Origin of the sequence: Aeromonas sp. PS2Canimalfood6 (assembly GCF_048276795.1) — a bacterium.
GTDB classification, from domain to species: domain Bacteria; phylum Pseudomonadota; class Gammaproteobacteria; order Enterobacterales; family Aeromonadaceae; genus Aeromonas; species Aeromonas caviae.
Genome location: NZ_JBLUXC010000064.1, coordinates 1 through 17,798, shown reverse-complemented (window position 1 = coordinate 17,798; position 17,798 = coordinate 1). Strand labels below are relative to the sequence as shown.

The 17,798-nt window shown below is 62.0% G+C and carries 13 protein-coding genes; 8 read left to right on the top strand and 5 right to left on the bottom strand.

Translation table 11 applies throughout. The features are described 5' to 3' along the window. Window positions 1-195 precede the first annotated feature (195 nt). The 3 genes from dnaJ to grpE form a co-directional block, all read right to left on the bottom strand. On the bottom strand, window positions 196-1,332 hold the full coding sequence (dnaJ, locus tag ACNPAA_RS18395) for a molecular chaperone DnaJ (RefSeq protein ID WP_010673647.1): 1,137 nt from the start codon (window positions 1,330-1,332) through the stop codon (window positions 196-198). A 254-nt stretch (window positions 1,333-1,586) separates the two neighbouring features. After that, window positions 1,587-3,515 (bottom strand): molecular chaperone DnaK, encoded by a 1,929-nt coding sequence (gene dnaK / locus ACNPAA_RS18390; RefSeq protein ID WP_102948703.1) that lies wholly within the window; start codon window positions 3,513-3,515, stop codon window positions 1,587-1,589. Window positions 3,516-3,798: 283 nt separating this feature from the next. Then, window positions 3,799-4,374, bottom strand: a complete 576-nt coding sequence (gene grpE / locus ACNPAA_RS18385) for a nucleotide exchange factor GrpE (RefSeq protein WP_029314044.1) — start codon at window positions 4,372-4,374, stop codon at window positions 3,799-3,801. Between the two features lie 263 nt (window positions 4,375-4,637). On the opposite strand from grpE, the gene nadK reads away from it, so the two are divergent. Beyond that, complete coding sequence (gene nadK / locus ACNPAA_RS18380; RefSeq protein ID WP_010673644.1) at window positions 4,638-5,522, top strand: NAD(+) kinase; 885 nt, start codon at window positions 4,638-4,640, stop codon at window positions 5,520-5,522. Between the two features lie 24 nt (window positions 5,523-5,546). On the opposite strand, the gene ACNPAA_RS18375 is transcribed toward nadK, so the two are convergent. Then, window positions 5,547-6,704: a GGDEF domain-containing protein gene (locus tag ACNPAA_RS18375; RefSeq protein WP_102948704.1), complete on the bottom strand. Its 1,158-nt coding sequence runs from the start codon at window positions 6,702-6,704 to the stop codon at window positions 5,547-5,549. A gap of 305 nt (window positions 6,705-7,009) precedes the next feature. Here ACNPAA_RS18375 and recN point away from each other — a divergent pair, with 305 nt between their 5' ends. The 7 genes from recN (at window position 7,010) to ACNPAA_RS18340 (ending at window position 16,627) form a co-directional block, all read left to right on the top strand. Then, window positions 7,010-8,674: a DNA repair protein RecN gene (gene recN / locus ACNPAA_RS18370; RefSeq protein ID WP_041213253.1), complete on the top strand. Its 1,665-nt coding sequence runs from the start codon at window positions 7,010-7,012 to the stop codon at window positions 8,672-8,674. A gap of 467 nt (window positions 8,675-9,141) precedes the next feature. Next, window positions 9,142-9,582, top strand: coding sequence for a universal stress protein (locus tag ACNPAA_RS18365; RefSeq protein ID WP_010673640.1), 441 nt, complete (start codon window positions 9,142-9,144; stop codon window positions 9,580-9,582). Between the two features lie 194 nt (window positions 9,583-9,776). Further along, window positions 9,777-10,940 carry an efflux RND transporter periplasmic adaptor subunit gene (locus ACNPAA_RS18360; RefSeq protein WP_201871681.1) on the top strand — a complete coding sequence of 388 codons (1,164 nt, stop codon included), beginning with the start codon at window positions 9,777-9,779 and terminating at the stop codon, window positions 10,938-10,940. After that, the gene (locus ACNPAA_RS18355; protein WP_201871683.1) at window positions 10,937-12,961 is read left to right on the top strand and encodes a MacB family efflux pump subunit; all 2,025 of its coding nucleotides are present in this window, start codon (window positions 10,937-10,939) and stop codon (window positions 12,959-12,961) included. The genes ACNPAA_RS18360 and ACNPAA_RS18355 overlap by 4 nt, the downstream gene beginning before the upstream one ends. Beyond that, window positions 12,958-14,331, top strand: a complete 1,374-nt coding sequence (locus ACNPAA_RS18350; RefSeq protein ID WP_053288275.1) for an efflux transporter outer membrane subunit — start codon at window positions 12,958-12,960, stop codon at window positions 14,329-14,331. Before ACNPAA_RS18355 ends, ACNPAA_RS18350 begins: the two co-directional genes overlap by 4 nt. A gap of 132 nt (window positions 14,332-14,463) precedes the next feature. Further along, window positions 14,464-15,270 (top strand): siderophore-interacting protein, encoded by an 807-nt coding sequence (locus ACNPAA_RS18345; protein WP_201890222.1) that lies wholly within the window; start codon window positions 14,464-14,466, stop codon window positions 15,268-15,270. A gap of 250 nt (window positions 15,271-15,520) precedes the next feature. Continuing rightward, window positions 15,521-16,627 carry a 3-deoxy-7-phosphoheptulonate synthase gene (locus tag ACNPAA_RS18340; RefSeq protein WP_417891939.1) on the top strand — a complete coding sequence of 369 codons (1,107 nt, stop codon included), beginning with the start codon at window positions 15,521-15,523 and terminating at the stop codon, window positions 16,625-16,627. Window positions 16,628-17,097: 470 nt separating this feature from the next. Here ACNPAA_RS18340 and ACNPAA_RS18335 read toward each other — a convergent pair whose 3' ends face one another. Continuing rightward, window positions 17,098-17,505 carry an H-NS family nucleoid-associated regulatory protein gene (locus ACNPAA_RS18335; protein WP_010673634.1) on the bottom strand — a complete coding sequence of 136 codons (408 nt, stop codon included), beginning with the start codon at window positions 17,503-17,505 and terminating at the stop codon, window positions 17,098-17,100. Between the last annotated feature and the right edge of the window lie 293 nt (window positions 17,506-17,798).

Sequence of the window (17,798 nt, the reverse complement as noted above, 5' to 3'; positions counted from 1 at the left end):
CGACATCCTTGATGCCTGCACATCGGCCTGGAAGCACTTTATTGCCGATGTGGAGCGGGTGATGTCACTTTGTAGCCGAGATTGGATAAAACTGACCTAATGTTTAATCCGATTGGTATAAGGGGGGATCCAGGCCAGATGGCGGGCAAAAAAAAGCCGGCACATCCGTGCCGGCTTGGGTAACGCGGGTCGCGTTTATTTGGTCAGGTCGTCGAAGAAGCGTTTCACCCCTTCGAAGAAGCCTTCGGATTTCGGCTTGTGGGTCTTGGCAGCGGCGCCGCTGAAGGAGTCGTCCAGCTGGCGCAGCAGATCTTTCTGGGTCTCGGTCAGCTTGACCGGAGTCTCGATCACCACCTTGCACATCAGATCCCCCACCTGGCCGGAGCGCACGGACTTGACGCCCTTGCCCCGCAGGCGGAACAGCTTGCCGGTCTGGGTCTCCGGGGTCACCTTGAGCTTGACCCGGCCATCCAGGGTCGGCACTTCAATCTCGCCGCCGAGCGCCGCCGTGGTGAAGCTGATGGGCACTTCGCAGTAGAGGTCGTTGCCGTCACGGACGAAGATCTCGTGCTCGCGCACATGAACCTGTACGTACAGATCCCCCGCCGATGCGCCGGTTTCCCCCGCCTCCCCTTCGCCGGAGAGACGGATGCGATCCCCGGTATCGACTCCGGCCGGGATCTTGACCGACAGGGTCTTGGTCTTCTGGTAGCGCCCTTCCCCATGGCACTTGCGGCACGGATCCTTGATGATCTTGCCGCGACCGTGACAGTGGGGGCAGGGCTGCTGCACCGCGAAGAAGCCCTGGCGCATCTGCACCTGGCCGGAGCCGTGGCAGGTGGGGCAGGTCTGGGCCTGGCTGCCGGTATGGGCACCGGAGCCGTTGCACACTTCGCAGTGGACCTGGGTCGGGATCTTGATCTCCTTGGAGACCCCGCGCACCGCCTCTTCCAGCGTCAGCTCCATGTTGTAGCGCAGGTCGGCGCCACGGGCCGGGCCGCGACGACCGCCCCCGCGACCACCGAAGATGTCGCCAAACACGTCGCCGAAGATGTCGCCGAAATCGGCACCACCGCCAAAGCCGCCGTGGCCGCCACCCTGGCTCGGATCCACCCCGGCATGACCGTACTGGTCATAACGGGCACGCAGGTTCTCGTCGGTCAGGACCTCGTAGGCTTCCTTGACCTCTTTGAACTTCTCTTCAGCCCCGGCATCACCCTGGTTGCGATCCGGGTGATACTTCATGGCCAGACGCTTGTACGCCTTCTTGATCTCGCGCTCGTCGGCACCTTTCGACACCCCGAGCACTTCGTAGAAATCGCGCTTCGACATACTCATCCTGTTGCTATATCAGCAGTTACGCAGACGGGCGTTGGTTACCCAACGCCCGTAAATTCATTGACGAATCTGCTCACACTCTTACTACGAAGCCGTGATCAAGGCTCATGTGCTGCTCGGAATCCTCACGTATATCTATACGCTCCGGTTCCTGCGCTGCTCTTTACCTTGCTGACGGCCTCTCGCGACAGACCGTGAACAGATTCTGAGCCGATGGGCGAAGCGGACTTCGCCCATCCGGGTCGGGCTTACTTCTTGTCGTCTTTCACTTCTTCGAACTCGGCGTCGACCACGTCGTCGTCAGCCTTGGCAGAAGAGGAGGACTGACCGGCGTCAGCACCGGCGGCGCCTTGCGCCTGAGCCTGCTGCTGGGCAATTTCCATCAGCTTCTGGGACGCTTCCAGCAGCGCTTGCTGCTTGGCTTCGATGGCAGCCTTGTCGTCACCCTTGATGGCGGATTCCAGCTCGCTCAGGGCAGTCTCGATCTTGGTCTTCTCGTCGGCAGGCAGGGCTTCACCGGCTTCGGTGACCTGCTTGCGCACGGAGTGGACCAGACCGTCAGCCTGGTTGCGGGCCTGCACCAGCTCTTCGAACTTCTTGTCCTCGGCCGCGTTGGCTTCGGCTTCGCGTACCATGCGTTCGATCTCGTCATCAGACAGACCGGAAGAGGCCTGGATGGTGATCTTCTGCTCCTTGTTGGTCTCCTTGTCTTTGGCGGAGACGTGCAGGATGCCGTTGGCGTCGATGTCGAAGGTCACTTCGATCTGCGGCAGACCGCGCGGTGCCGGACGGATGCCTTCCAGGTTGAACTGGCCCAGGGACTTGTTGTCGCTGGCGCGCTTGCGCTCACCCTGCAGCACGTGAATGGTCACGGCAGACTGGTTGTCTTCGGCGGTGGAGAACACCTGGGACTTCTTGGTCGGAATGGTGGTGTTCTTCTCGATGAGCGCGGTCATCACGCTGCCCATGGTTTCGATCCCCAGGGAGAGCGGAGTCACGTCCAGCAGCAGTACGTCGGTCTTGTCACCGGACAGCACGGCACCCTGGATGGCAGCACCCATGGCCACTGCTTCGTCCGGGTTGACGTCTTTGCGCGGCTCTTTGCCGAAGAACTCGGCAACTGTCTTCTGAACCAGCGGCATACGGGTCTGACCACCAACCAGGATGACGTCGTCGATCTCGCCAACAGCCAGACCGGAGTCTTTCAGGGCGACACGAACCGGCTCCAGGGAGTCCTTCACCATGTCTTCCACCAGGGATTCCAGCTTGGCGCGGGTCACCTTGATGTTCATGTGCTTCGGACCGGTGGCATCGGCAGTGATGTACGGCAGGTTGACGTCGGTCTGCTGGGCGGAAGAGAGCTCGATCTTGGCTTTCTCGGCGGCATCTTTCAGACGCTGCAGGGCCAGCTGGTCGTTGCGCAGGTCGATGCCCTGCTCGCGCTTGAACTCGTCAACCAGGTAGTTGATGACGCGGTTGTCGAAGTCTTCACCACCCAGGTGGGTGTTACCGTTGGTCGCCAGCACTTCGAAGGTGGTTTCCCCTTCGACTTCGTCGATCTCGATGATGGAGATATCGAAGGTACCGCCCCCTAAGTCATACACGGCAACCTTGCGCTCACCCTTGACCTTGTTGACGCCGTAGGCAAACGCAGCCGCAGTCGGTTCGTTGATGATGCGCTTGACGTCCAGACCGGCGATGCGACCGGCATCCTTGGTGGCCTGACGCTGGGCGTCGTTGAAGTAGGCCGGTACGGTGATAACGGCTTCGGTCACCGGCTCGCCCAGGTAGTCCTCGGCGGTCTTCTTCATCTTTTTCAGCACTTCGGCAGAGATCTGCGGCGGTGCCATTTTCTTGCCTTTCACTTCAACCCAGGCGTCACCGTTGTCGGCCTTGGCGATGGCGTACGGCATGATTTTCAGGTCACGTTGTACTTCGTCATCTTCGAAACGACGGCCGATCAGACGCTTGATGGCGAACAGCGTGTTCTTCGGGTTGGTGATGGCTTGGCGCTTGGCCGGCTGACCAACCAGGATTTCGCCGTCATCGGCATAGGCAATGATGGACGGAGTAGTACGGTCGCCTTCCGCGTTCTCGATCACGCGAGCATGGTCGCCATCCAGAATAGCGACGCAGGAGTTGGTAGTACCCAGGTCAATACCGATGATTTTACCCATTTGACGAATCTCCAAATACTTTGAATAAACTGGCGAGGGGCTCGCCTTGATACGTTAACGGCTAGGTGGGGCCTGCCACTGTGGCTTTCAAGCTCCCGGCATCAAATTTTTTGTGCCGCCGTGGCCTTGCAACCTATATGGGGTCTCAAGTCGGCGCTTCAAGTCCGGCCCTGAAAAAACCTGCATACAGACCACCTGACAGCCAAATGACGCCAGACACGTTTTTTGGCGCCACATCCAACAAAAAGCCCGCCAAGCGGCGGGCTTGGTGAGAACAGCGTGATCAGTCAGCGGACTTGGAGACCATCACCATGGCCGGGCGGATGACGCGGCCATTGAGCTCGTAGCCCTTCTGCATCACGGCGATCACGGTGTTCGGCGCCACGTCGGCACTGGGCACCATGCTCATGGCCTGGTGGGCATTGGGGTCGAACGGCTGGTTGGTCGGGTCCAGCGCCACCAGGCCAAACTTGGCCACGCCGCTCTGCATGGATTTCAGGGTCAGCTCGACCCCTTCAATCATCGGCTTGAGAGTGTCGTTCTCCTTGTCCGCCAGCTCGATGGCGCGCTCCAGGTTGTCCAGCACCGGCAAGAGCTCTGCCGCGAACTTCTCCAGTGCAAACTTGTGGGCTTTCTCCACGTCCTGAGCGGCACGGCGACGCAGGTTCTCCATCTCGGCGACGGCGCGAATGGCGCGCTCGCGCTCTTCCAGGGAAGCCTGCTGGGCCGCCTCCAGCTGGGCCTCCAGCTCGGCGATGCGGGCCTGCTCGGCTGTCACTTCACTGTCTACATCGGTCGGCTCGACTGGCTGGGCTTCCACTTGCTCCATCGCTTCAACCTTTTGTTCTTCGTGGCTCATGACATCTCCAATATTCAGGGGTTGCGTGTGAGGGTGGCTGGCGTTCAGACAAGCGACACGCGCCAGCAGACCCTGTGTTGGCGCTATTATGGGGACACAGCCCCGGCTTTCAAGGGGAAAAGGGCAGATCGGGCACAATGGCGCCCATCCGCGTGCCAGGCAGCCCCTTTTCGGGGCCGATTGCACCAACCGCCACGGAGGCAGACAAATCCCCGGCAAAGCGCGGTATACTCCCCCCAAGACTCTCCCAGACCCGATAACCTATGGATTCTCCGTTCAAAACCGTTGCCCTCATCGGCAAGCCCCATCACGAGGGGGCCAACCAGACCCTGACCGGCCTGTATCAGTACCTGACCAGCCGTGGCTTTCGCGTGCTGCTGGAGAGCCGGGTGGCCCATACTCTGGGGCTGCTCGGGGAGAACGTGATGGATCTGGTGCAGCTCGGCGAGCAGGCGGATCTCGCCATCGTCGTCGGCGGTGACGGCAACATGCTGGGGGCCGCCCGGGTGCTGTCACGGTTCGATGTGGCGGTGATCGGGGTGAACCGGGGCAACCTCGGCTTCCTGACCGATCTCTCGCCCCAAGATTATCTGCTGCCCCTGGAGCAGGTGCTCTCGGGTCACTTCAAGAGCGAGCATCGCTTCCTGCTGGAGGCCGCCGTCTATCGCCACGGGGAGCGCAAGTCGAGCAACCTCGCGGTCAACGAGGCGGTGCTTCACCCGGGCAAGATCGCCCACATGATCGAGTTCGAGGTCTACATCGACGGCAGCTTCATGTACAGCCAGCGCTCGGACGGCATCATAGTGGCGACACCCACCGGCTCCACCGCCTACTCCCTGTCGGCAGGGGGCGCCATTCTCACCCCCAAACTCAACGCCATCACGCTGGTGCCCATGTTCCCGCATACCCTGAGCAGCCGCCCCATCGTGCTGGATGCGGACAGCGAAGTGCGGCTGCTGGTCTCGCCGGACAACCAGGACGACGCCATGCAGGTGAGCTGCGACGGCCAGGTCACCCTGGCGGTCCACCCGGGAGACGAGATCCTCATCAAGAAGAGCAGCCACAAGCTTCATCTGGTGCATCCGCTGGATTACAGCTACTTCCACGTGCTGCGCAACAAGCTCGGTTGGGGCAGCAAGCTCTTCTAGCCAGGCACCACCGGTGGCGAGGGTCTACCCCTCGCTGCTTTCGACCAGCCGAGGCGGTGCCGGCTCGAATGCCAGATGCACCCCGTTTCGCCCCGCTTCCTTCACCCGGTACATGGCAGCATCGGCTTTGGTCAGCATCAGTGCCAGGTCAGCCTCGGCACTGGCGCACACGACCCCCATGCTCACCGTGACCCCCTCGCACGGCAGGCAGGCCCCCTGCCGGGAGCCCGTCTCTATCTGGCGGCGGATCCGGTCACAGATGTCGTGGGCCATCTGGCCGCTCACGCCTCCCATGATGATGGCGAACTCCTCGCCACCGATGCGCCCCACCAGATCATCCTTGCGTACCTCGGCCACCAGCACCCCGGCCACATAGCGAATGACTTCATCCCCGCAGCCGTGACCAAACTGGTCGTTGACCCGCTTGAAGTGATCGATGTCCAGGACCACCACGCAGCGCGTCTGCCCAGGCATAGCCCCCTCTCCCTGCCTGAAGAGACCGCGCCGATTGAGCACCCCGGTGAGGGGATCCCGCTCCGAGAGCGCCAGCAATGCCTCCTCCGTCTCCACATAGGCCACCAGAGGCAGCAGCAACACCGAGCCGATGGTCAGCACCATGTGCATGAAGAAGATGAGATCGAGCCAACCTCCGTCTCCCATCCGCCCTTCGGCTCCCAGCAAGAGCAGCCCCCCCTGACTCAGCAGGATGGTGAAATGCAGAAGGTAAATGAGCGCCACCACATGGAGCACCCGCTTCTGTTGCCGGCCGAGAGAGACGATGAGGCAGGCGCACCACAGGTACAACATCGACTCCATCAGAGCCAGCACAATGCGCACGGGGGCGAGGCTGGACAGTCCCAGATAGAGCAGCAGCAACACCGCCACGCCTCCCCCCACGGCACGGGGATGCCATGCGCGCTCGTAAAGCGCACAAAAACCGGCGAGCAACAGCAGGATGCTCATGAGCGAGACCAGGCCGCCGACCCGGATGCCCAGCGCCGGATGGCCGCCCAACACCCCCAGACTGAGCAGCAGGATGGAGAGGGAGAAGAGAAAAGCGGAGAGGGACCAGTACAGAAAGTTGCCTCGACCTGGCTTCAGGGAGTGGATGAACAACATGATCAGCCCCGACATCAGGTTGATTGCCAGGGAGATCAGCAGCAGGGTTGGGGTATGGATCATCTTGACGCATCCTTGCGAAGAGGTCTGTGCACAGCCCAGGCTCAACCAGGACTGTTTCGAGTGTGTCTCAGCCAGCCACTCACCACAAGAGAGCCCCTCAAGGTGGCTTCTCGCATCGCCTCAGCCCATGCCAGGTACGCAGGTTGATTTGCAGGCCATCTGATCGGTGTCCCACCCATGCCGCGGCCTTGACATCCTTGCCCTCCCCCTGTTTCGCAAAAATCCTCCCTGCCCACTTTACTGTATATAAGACCAGTATATACTGGATGCATACACAGTAATGTTGGCCCATACAGGATGAGACCATGCTGACCCAGCTGACCGTCAACAACTTCGCCATCGTCAAGTTTCTCGAGCTCGATCTGCAACCGGGGATGACCTGCATCACCGGGGAGACCGGGGCGGGCAAATCCATCGCCATCGATGCTCTGGGGCTGTGCCTGGGGGAGCGCGCCGAAGCCAGCATGGTGCGCCCGGGCAGCGACAAGACCGAGGTGAGTGCCCGCTTCCTGCTGGAGGGTAATCCTGCCGCCCGGGCCTGGCTCGCCACCAACGAGCTTGAAAATGACGGTGAGTGCATCGTCCGGCGGGTACTGTCCGCCGAGGGGCGCTCTCGCAGCTATATCAACGGGGTTCCCGTCCCCCTCGCCCAGCTCAGGAACCTGGGTCAACTGCTGGTCAACGTCCACGGTCAGCACGCTCACCAGATGCTGCTCAAACCCGATTACCAGCTCGCCCTGCTGGACGGCTACGCCGGTCATCATCTGCTCCTCGACGATGTGCGCCGCCACTACCAGCAGTGGCGCCAGTTGCAAAACGAGCTCAACCGGCTCAAGGCCGAGCAGCAGCAGCGGGAAGCCCGCCGTCAACTCATCGAATACCAGGTGCAGGAGCTGGACGAATTTGCCCTTCAGCCGGGAGAGTTTGAAGAGATTGAAGAGGAGCATCAGCGGCTCGCCAATGGCACCGAGCTGATGCAGGAGTGCGGGTATTGCCTCGATCTGCTCTATGACAATGAAGAGACCACCATCGCCGGTCTGCTGCAGACGGCGGTGGACAGAGCCGAGACCCTGGTCGGCATGGACAGCCGGCTTGGCAACGTGCTCGGCATGCTCAACGAAGCCCTGATCGGCGTACAGGAGAGCCACAGCGAGCTGCGCAGCTATCTCGACCGGCTGGAACTGGATCCAGAGCGCTTCAACGAGCTGGAGAGCCGCCTCTCCAAGGCCATCAACCTGGCACGCAAGCACCATGTCAAACCGGCGGAGCTGGCCCACTACCATCAGGAGCTGGCCGCCGATCTGGCCCGCCTCAACTCCGACGAAGAGCGCCTCGAGGGGATGGAGGACGAGCTGGCCTCGGCCCGCCAGGCCTTCGTGCAGGCCGCCGAGGCCCTGAGCCAGAGCCGCCAGCGCTATGCCGAGGAGCTGGGCGCGAAGGTAAGTGCCAGCATGCACGAACTGGCGATGCCCGATGGCCGCTTCGCCATCGAGGTGCGACCCGATGCCCAGAGCAGCCTCTCGCCCCTTGGCATCGATCGGGTGGAGTTCATGGTCACCACCAACCCGGGTCAGCCCATCCAACCCCTTGGCAAGGTGGCTTCCGGCGGCGAGCTGTCGCGTATCAGCCTCGCCATCGTGGTGATCAGTGCCCGCAAGATCTCCACCCCGACCCTTATCTTCGACGAAGTGGATGTGGGGATCAGCGGCCCGACCGCCGCCGTGGTGGGCCGCCTGTTGCGCCAGCTCGGCGAATCCACCCAGGTGATGGTGGTCACCCACCTGCCCCAGGTGGCAGGCAAGGGTCACCAGCACATGGTGGTGAGCAAACACACCGACGGCAAGACAACGGAAACCCAGATGCAGGCGCTCACCCCGGGTGCCCGGCTCAACGAACTGGCCCGCCTGCTGGGGGGCGATCAGATCACCGACAACACCCTGGCCAACGCCCGTGAGTTGCTCGCAAGCTGACCACGGGGCGGGAGGGATGCCCTCCCGTCCATGTCGGCCCTTTCAGATTGACCGTGCCATCATCGCGCTGGCCAGTTGAATCCTTTTGCCGACAGCGCCGGCCTGGTTGGCCGATGCCGTAAGCCGCAAGAAAGAGGGGCTGCCCTGGCTAATCCGCGGCACGTGTCTTGATGCTCAGTCTGAGTCTGTCAGCCTGGTCATCACCCAGCCGGGCTTCCATCGCCATGGTCAGAACGCCACTCATCTTCGTTGCACTCATTCATATATCGAACGGACCCACTCCTTCATTTTCCATTCAACTCAGTCTGTTATGATGATGTAAACGGACTCGGTACCTTCAGTTGCCATCGACAGAAGATGACGCTTGATGCAAACACACCGGGTTCGTTTGAGCTGACATTTCGCGGGAAGGGAGAATGGGAGCGCGCTTCCGCCGTCTGACCCGCACCTGCCAAGGAGAACTGCTTATGAGCCCGACCAATATTGTGCTGTTGCTGGAAGGCAAGGATTACGAGCAGGAGACACTGGCCAAGGCGAGCCGTCTGGCACAAGGGCTGGGCGCCAACCTGACCTTGTTGCACCTGACCCACAGCAGCAAGACTCGTCGCAATAGTCTGTCCCTGTCACAAGAGGAGCGCAGCGCCCAGGGCACCCTGGATGCCAAGGCGATCATCAGTGAACTCATCACCCAGCTGTCTCATCCGGTGGATTACCAGTGTCTGGTGGTGGATGACGTGGTGCCGGATCTCCAGCACTGGCTGGCCGCCCACCCCGCCGACCTCTTGCTGGTCGGCAGCCGTCATCACTGGATGGAGGGCTCGCTAGCCCGCCTGCTCCTCTACAAACTGCCCCTCGATATCCAGATCTGCCACGAGCCTCACGCCGCCTTGCTCAAAGCCGTCGGTTGACACCACAAGACCCGCTCCCTGAACGGGTCTTCTTGTTTCTGACGCCCCGCCGTCACCCTCCCCCAGCTTGACCTCCTCCACTGCGTCACCGCCAGAACCACACGATTTCTTACACATTGCTCGCTTCTTTTTGAGGGCCATTTGCTGCACGATATGGCCCTTGCACGCCTTCGCTCGTTTCGTTCAGGTGATAAATGAAAGCTCTTCGAAAACCCGGCAAGCTCGCCCTGCTCGCCCTTGTGCTGATCCCTCTCGTCACCTGGCTGGCCTGGCCAGGCAACACACCGGACCCGGTACTGACCGCAACGGTTACCCGCCAGGATGTGGAGCAGACGGTGCTCGCCAGTGGCGTACTGCAGGCCATCGAGCAGGTGGATGTGGGGGCTCAGGTCTCGGGTCAGGTCACCTATCTCGCGGTGGAAGCGGGTCAACAGGTCAAACAAGGAGAGCTGCTGGCGGAGATCGATCCCCTGATCGCCCAGAACAACCTCAAGACCGCCGAGGCGGAGCTGGCCAGCCGCCGCGCCCAGCTCAAGATCAAGCAGGCACAGCTCAAACAGAACGAGCTTGCCTGGCGCCGCCAGCAGCAGATGTTTCGGCAGGAAGCGAGCTCTCGTGCGGATCTGGAGAGCGCCGAAGCCCAGCTTGCCGTCACCTGGGCCGAGCTGCAAAGCGCCCAGGCCGACATCGACAACGCCATCATCAAGGTGGAGCGCGCCAAGACGGAGCTCGGCTACAACCGCATTCAGGCCCCCATGGATGGTACCGTCGTCTCCATCGTCACCCGGCAGGGGCAGACCCTGGCCGCCAGCCAGACGGTACCGACCCTGCTCAAGCTCGCCAATCTCGACACCATGACGGTCAAGGCCCAGATCTCCGAAGCGGACGTCACCCGTGTCAAGGCGGGCATGCCGGTCTATTTCACCCTGATAGGGGATCCGGATACTCGCTACCACGGTACCCTGCGCACGGTCGAGCTGGCCCCCACCAACATCAATGAGCAGACGGCCAGCACCACGGCCACCAGCAATGCGGCCATCTACTACTATGCCCTGTTCGATGTGCCCAACTCCGGCCATCAGTTGAGGGTCGCCATGACGACCCAGGTCACCATCGTGCTCGGCGAGCGCAAGCAGGTACTGGCCATTCCCCAGACCGCCCTCGGCAAGAAGACTGGCGACAACGAGTACGAGGTCAGCCTGCTCAAGGCAGGGGATCAGAGAGAGACCCGCCGCATCAAGACCGGCATGAAGGATGACATCAAGATTGAGGTGGTGAGCGGCCTGACCGAGCATGAGAAGGTGATCCTGGAGCAGGGCAAGCCGGCCCTGCACGATGAAGGGGAGATGGAGCCGTGAGCGAGCCCCTGATCCGTCTCAAGGGCATCGAGCGACGCTACCAGAGCGGAGAGCACGAAGTGACCGTGCTGCACCCGCTGGATCTCGCCATCGATGCCGGGGAGATGGTGGCCATCGTCGGCGCCTCCGGCTCCGGCAAATCGACCCTGATGAACCTGCTGGGCTGCCTCGATCGCCCGAGCGGCGGCCAGTATCTGTTTCGCGGCCAGGATACCGCGACCCTGGATGCCCTCTCCCTGGCACGGCTGCGCTGCCACCACTTCGGCTTCATCTTCCAGCGCTATCACCTGCTGCCCCATCTGGATGCGGCCGCCAACGTGGAGATCCCCGCCATCTATGCCGGCACTGCCCGCCTTGATCGCCAGGCCCGTGCCCGCACCTTGCTGACCCGCCTGGGACTGCAGGATCGCAGCCACCACAGACCCGGCCAGCTCTCCGGCGGTCAGCAGCAGCGGGTCAGTATTGCCCGGGCGCTCGCCAACGGCGGCGAGGTGATCCTGGCGGACGAACCCACCGGCGCTCTCGACAGCCAGAGCGGCAAGGAGGTGATGGCCATCCTCAAGGAGCTGCACGCCCAGGGCCACACCATCATTCTGGTGACCCACGACATGGCGGTGGCAAGCCATGCGGATCGCATCATCACCCTGCGTGACGGGCGGGTGGTGGAGGACAGCGGCCATCGGGTGACCGATGACAACGCAGCCTCACCCTCCCCATCCGGGGCGCCGGCCCACCCGCAGCCGGGTGACGGCAGCCAGCTGGCCCCTCCCTCTGTCGGGCAAGATGCACAGGGCACAGGCGCCGCCGTCCGCACCGCAAGCCGGGGCTGGGATCGCTACCGGGAGGCGGGGCGCATGGCCCTGCACGCCATGCTGGCCCATCGCATGCGCACCTTCCTCACCATGCTCGGCATCATCATCGGCATCGCCGCCGTGGTCAGCGTGGTGGCGCTGGGTCAGGGGGCGCGCGCCAAGGTGATCGACGACATCAACGCCATGGGCACCAACACCATCGACATCTTCCCCGGCAAGGACTGGGGAGACGAGAAGGCCGCCAGCATCCAGACCCTGAACGAGCGGGATCTCGACGCGCTGCTCGGCCAGCCCTATCTGGAGGGGGCCAGCCCCCAGATAGCGACGTCGGGCCAGCTTCGCTATCGCAACAAGACCAGCAGCGGCAGCGTGATCGGGGTCGGCAACGACTTTTTCCGGGTCAAGGGGATGACGCTCACCCAGGGGCGCCTGCTCGATGAGCGGGACATTCGCAACCGGACGGCAGTCGCCGTGGTGGATGGCAAGACCATAGAGAGCCTGCTTGGCAAGGTGGACCCGGTCGGCCAGGTGGTGCTGGTAGGCACCCTGCCGGTGCGCATCGTGGGGGTGGTCACCCAGGAGACCGGCTTTGGCCGCAGCAGCCAGTCGGTCAATGTCTGGCTCCCCTACAGCGCCGTCATGAGCCGTCTCCTCTCCCAGCAGCACTTCACCCAGATCACCATCCGGGTCAAGGACAGCGTCCAGCCCGCCCTGGCCGAGCAGGCGGCAGTCGCCCTGCTGACCCAGCGCCACGGCGTGAAAGACTTCTTCACCTTCAGCAGCGACAGCATCGTCAAATCGGTGGAGAAGACCACCGCCACCCTGACACTGCTGGTCTCCGCCATCGCGGTGATCTCCCTCATCGTCGGCGGCGTCGGAGTGATGAACATCATGCTGGTCTCGGTGGTGGAGCGCACCCGGGAGATAGGGATCCGCATCGCCGTCGGCGCCCGCCAGTCCGACATACTGCAACAGTTCCTCATCGAGGCGGTGATGGTCAGCCTGCTGGGGGGGCTGCTCGGTATCGGCCTCGCCCTGCTCATCGGCGCTCTCTTCTCCCTGCTCGTGGAAAGCTTCCAGATGCGCTTCTCGCTCTTCTCCATCCTGATGGCCTTCGGGTGCTCCTCCCTCATCGGGATCCTGTTTGGTTACCTGCCCGCCCGCAATGCGGCCAGGCTCGATCCGGTGGAGGCACTGGCGAGGGAATGACGATGCACAACCTATCAAGGCTCGGGCTAAGCCTGATGCTCACCGCCAGCCTCGGTGCCTGCAGCCAGCAGAGCACCTATCACAGACCCGATCTCGACGTGGCGCCAGCATGGCAGCAGGAGAGCAGGGGTCTCACCGCGCAGCAGGCTGGCCCCTGGTGGCAGGGATTCCAGGATCCCGCGCTCGATCGCCTGGTCGAGGCGGTGCTGGCCGCCAACCCGGACATGCGGGTGGCCGGGCTCAAGCTCAAGAACGCCCTGCTCGGCGCCGATCTGGCTGACACCAACCTCACCCCCTCTGTCAGCGCCAATCTCGGGGCCAGCGGCACCAAGAACATGAAAGATGGCAGCGCCAGCAGCAACCTGGGCCCCTCTCTCAACCTCAGCTACGAAGTGGATCTCTGGGGCAGACTGGCCGCGACAAGGGATCAGGCGAGCTGGGAGGCACAAGCCAGCGAACAGGATCTGGCCGCCACCCGGTTGCTGCTCATCGGCAAGACCCTGGAGCAATACTGGCAACTGGCCTACCTCGGCTCGGCCATGACCCTGGGCACCCAGCAACTGGGCAATCTGGAGCGCATTGAACGCCTGACCCGCGCCAAATACGAGGCGGGCGCCGTGACCCGACTCGATCTGGTACAGGCCAGCCAGCAGAAGGCAGGCAAGCAGGCGGAGCTCGCCACCCTCACCCAGCAGCAGGCACAGGCGGGCAATGCTCTTCGCCTGCTGCTGGGCCGCAGCAGCGGGCCGCTCGCTGACGCTCCCGACGCCCTGATCATGGGCCCGATCCCGTCCGTGGCAGCTGGCATCCCCGCCGATGTGCTGGCCCGGCGGCCAGATGTGCGCGCCGCCGAACTCAGGCTGCGCAAGACCCTTGCGAGGGGAGACGAGATCCGCACCGGCTTTTATCCCACCCTGAGCCTGACCGGCGGTGCCAGCACCACCTCGGATACCCTGACCCAGGTGCTGCAAAATCCGGTCGGCACCCTGGGCGCCACGCTGGCGCTCCCTTTCCTCGAGTACAACAAGACCCGGCTCTCCATCGCCAGCGCCGACATCGACTACCAGATTGCCGAAACCGAGTTTCGCAAGCAGCTCTATACCGCGCTGCTGGAAGTGGAGGATGGCCTGGCAGCCCGTCAGCAAGGGGATCAGCGGCTGCGCTATCTGGAGCAGCAGAGGGCCTATGCCCGGGAGGCCGAGAGGCTCGCTGGCGCCCGTTTCCTGGCCGGTGCCACCGAGGTACAACCCTGGCTGGATGAGCAGAACCGCCTGTGGGATGCCGAGCTCGCCCTGCTGGCACAGCAGCAGACCCAGCTCAACAACATGGCAGGCATCTATCGGGCGCTGGGGGGAAGCGATCGAACCTGACCCAGGCAGAGAGTGTGGTATCGCGATGGACATCCAGAGGAGGTCAATCGCGACCCATTCTGCCCACAAACCAATTGATAATAATTTTCATTTCATCAAGAATGGGCGCCATCATCAGCCAGGAGTATGCCCATGTCTCAACCCGCCCCGGCCAATCGCCCCCGCCTGCTCACCGTCAAGCATGTTCAGGATGTGAGCCCGCATCTGCGCCGAATCTGCCTGACCAGCCCCGAGCTTGTGGACTACCCCTTCAGCTGTGGCGGTGCTCATGTCAAGATCATGCTGCCCCGACCGGATCAGCGCGAGATAGTGTTGCCCACCCCCACCGACAAGGGGCCTCGCTGGCTCGATCCCGCCCAGAAACCCGTCATTCGCACATTCACCATACGCGCGTTTCGCCGGGAGGCGCTGGAGCTCGACATCGACTTCGCCCTGCACGGCGAGGCCGGCCCCGCCAGTCGTTTCGCCCTGCACGCCAAACCGGGTGACAGGCTCGCCATCTCGGGCCCGGGCGGCCCCGACCCCATGCTGCAAATGGCCGAGCACTATTACATGGCGGGGGATCTCACCGCCCTGCCCGCCATCAGCGCCATGGTGGAAGTGATGCCGGCCCATGCCCTCGGCCATATCGCCCTGCTGGTCCCCCATCAGGACGACGTGCAGGATCTGTCGCTGCCGGCCGGCGTCGACCTGCGCTGGTTCGTGGGCAATCCGGAACAGGCCGCGACCCTGGTGGCGCATTTCACCGCCCAGCCCATGGTCGCTGAGGGGAGCTATTACTGGTTTGGCGGGGAAGAGAGCCTGGTCGTGCCGCTGCGCCGCCACGTCAGACGCACCCTGGATGCCGAGCGCCAGCGGGTCTACGCAGTCCCCTACTGGCGCAGCGGCAAGGATGAAGACGCCTACCACCAGGACAGGCACGCCGTGATGGACAGCTGACCCCCTCTTTATCTTGTGACTGGCGGGCTTCTTCCCTCGGGGAGCGGCCTGCTTTTGCTGCGGTTCCCCCGCCATCGTTCTCTCTCCCCCCATCTTCGCCTGGCGATTTCATTGCACTTGCATTTGAGACAAACACCAAGATAATGAAAATCATTCTCAATAGCTGCGATGAGCCGTGAACCTGTCTGCTCCCAACAGGATGCCGCATACGGGTTCCCCATCGCACACATGCACAGCAAGGTAACTTCAAATGGCAGTTTTGAATTCGGTCATGCGCGCCTTCGCCATAGAGGCGCTCCCCACCCCTGCCGAGCTGCTGGCGCAGCACCCCTGTCCGGTCGACATGGCCCGGCATATCGACAGCCAGCGCCATCAGGCACGCCGGATCCTGGCAGGTGAAGACGATCGCCTGCTGGTCGTGATTGGCCCCTGCTCCATCCATGATCCCGTCGCGGCCCTGGACTATGCCGGACGGCTGGCACGACTCGCCACCGCCTATGAAGACAGCCTTCAGATAGTCATGCGCGCCTATTTTGAAAAGCCGCGCACCACGGTGGGCTGGAAGGGGCTGGTCTTCGATCCGCACCTGGACGGCAGCAACGACATCAATCGGGGATTGCATCTGGCACGCCAGGTGCTGCTCGACATCAATGGGCTGGGGCTCGCCACCGCCACCGAATTCCTCGACACCACCAGCTTTCTCTATCTCGCCGATCTCGTCAGCTGGGGCGCCATCGGGGCACGCACCACGGAGTCTCAGGTCCACCGGCAATTGGCCTCCGCACTGCCCTGCCCCGTGGGATTCAAGAACGGTACGGACGGCAATATCCGGGTCGCCATCGATGCCATCCAGGCCAGTACCGCCTCCCATCTCTTCACCGCCCCCGGCAGCCAGGGCGGCATGGTAGTGATCAAGAGCGAAGGCAATCCCGACGGCCATATCATTCTGCGTGGCGGCACCCTGCCCAACTACCACCAGAGCGATGTGGCGGAGGCAGCAGACCGCCTCACCCGCAAGGGACTCCCCCCTCGCCTGATGGTAGATTGCAGCCATGGCAACAGCCAGAAGCTGCACACGAACCAGCTGAAGGTCGCCAAAGATCTCTGTCGCCAGCTGAGCGAAGGGAGCCAAGCCGTCGCCGCCGTCATGGTCGAGAGCTTCTTGCTGGGAGGAAACCAGAAACCGGCTCCTCTGGGTGAGCTGCAATACGGTCTGTCAGTGACCGATGCCTGCCTCTGCTGGGAAGAGAGTGAACACCTGCTTGCCATGCTGGCAGAGGCGGTCCTAGCCCGTCGCCGCACCTGGAGAAAATACGCACACGCCGTTCAGTCTGAACTCGGCCAACCCGTCATCTAGCATTCGGTTTATTTGTTTGCCACCAATCGGTGTCTGCCTCATCCGCACGTTGTCCGGCATCGTGCGGATATATCGCAGAAGAGCGGTGTCAAACAGACCATAAATAGAGGGGATAAATTAATAGGCGATGGACGTCATGCATCAGCATGAAAAAGAGACGGGCCGCTCAGGCGTACTGATGAGGATCCACCGCCGCTATTTCATTCTGTCACAGCAGGTATCCATGTTCGTTTCTCACAAGGGACGAAGAAACACGGGCTGTATGAGTCCTCAATGCGTATAAGTGGCGAGGTGGCGTGGAAGATGATGCGCCACCTTTATTGGGCACATGATGGTTATGGCTATTCCAGACGAGGCTCTCCAATTAACCGGAGTAACCTGCGCAATTGGGTTTTACTGCGACATCATCTGAACTCTGAAAATAATAATGCCGCCCTGCAGGCGGCATTATCGAGAATCGGATCCGGCGATCAGATCAGGAAATCGTTCAGATCCTTGCCCAGCGCAACTTGCTCGGCGATGGCCTTGGGCATACGACCCTGACCGGTCCAGGTCTTCTCCTGACCGTCTTCCTGGTACTTGTATTTCGCAGGACGGGGAGCACGCTTGCTCTTGGTGGTGCCCGCCGCAGCCGGAGCCGCCACGCTGCCGATCAGCTCACGGGGATCGATACCAGCCTGTTGCAGCATTTCGGTGAATTCATTCAGTTTGCGCTGACGCTCTTCCTGTTCGGCACGTTCCTGTTCAACGGACTCGGCACGCTCGTTATATACCAGGTCAAACTTTTCTTTCGCTTCTTGCAGTTGCTCAAACGGCAGTTCACGAATGGCAGCGCGCAAGCTGCGAATGTTCAGCAGAACCTTCAGAAACTCGTTCATTACTTCCTCACAGAATTATTTTTGTATGTCACAGGGATAACACGATTTGAGAATAGCATGCCCATTGGATAACAACATAATGTTTTTATACCATCCGGCAGCGCGCTGACACCATATGGACATTATTCACCGTGGTTAATCGTGAATTCAGATAATAAGTGCAATGCCCATGGTGCATAGGAGAGAGGCGGTCAACTACCAGTTAGGGTACGCTTCTTCTCGCCAAAGAAACAAAGCGATACACCATGAAATACCAGCAGTTGACCGAGGGGCTACGATACCAGATTGCCTGC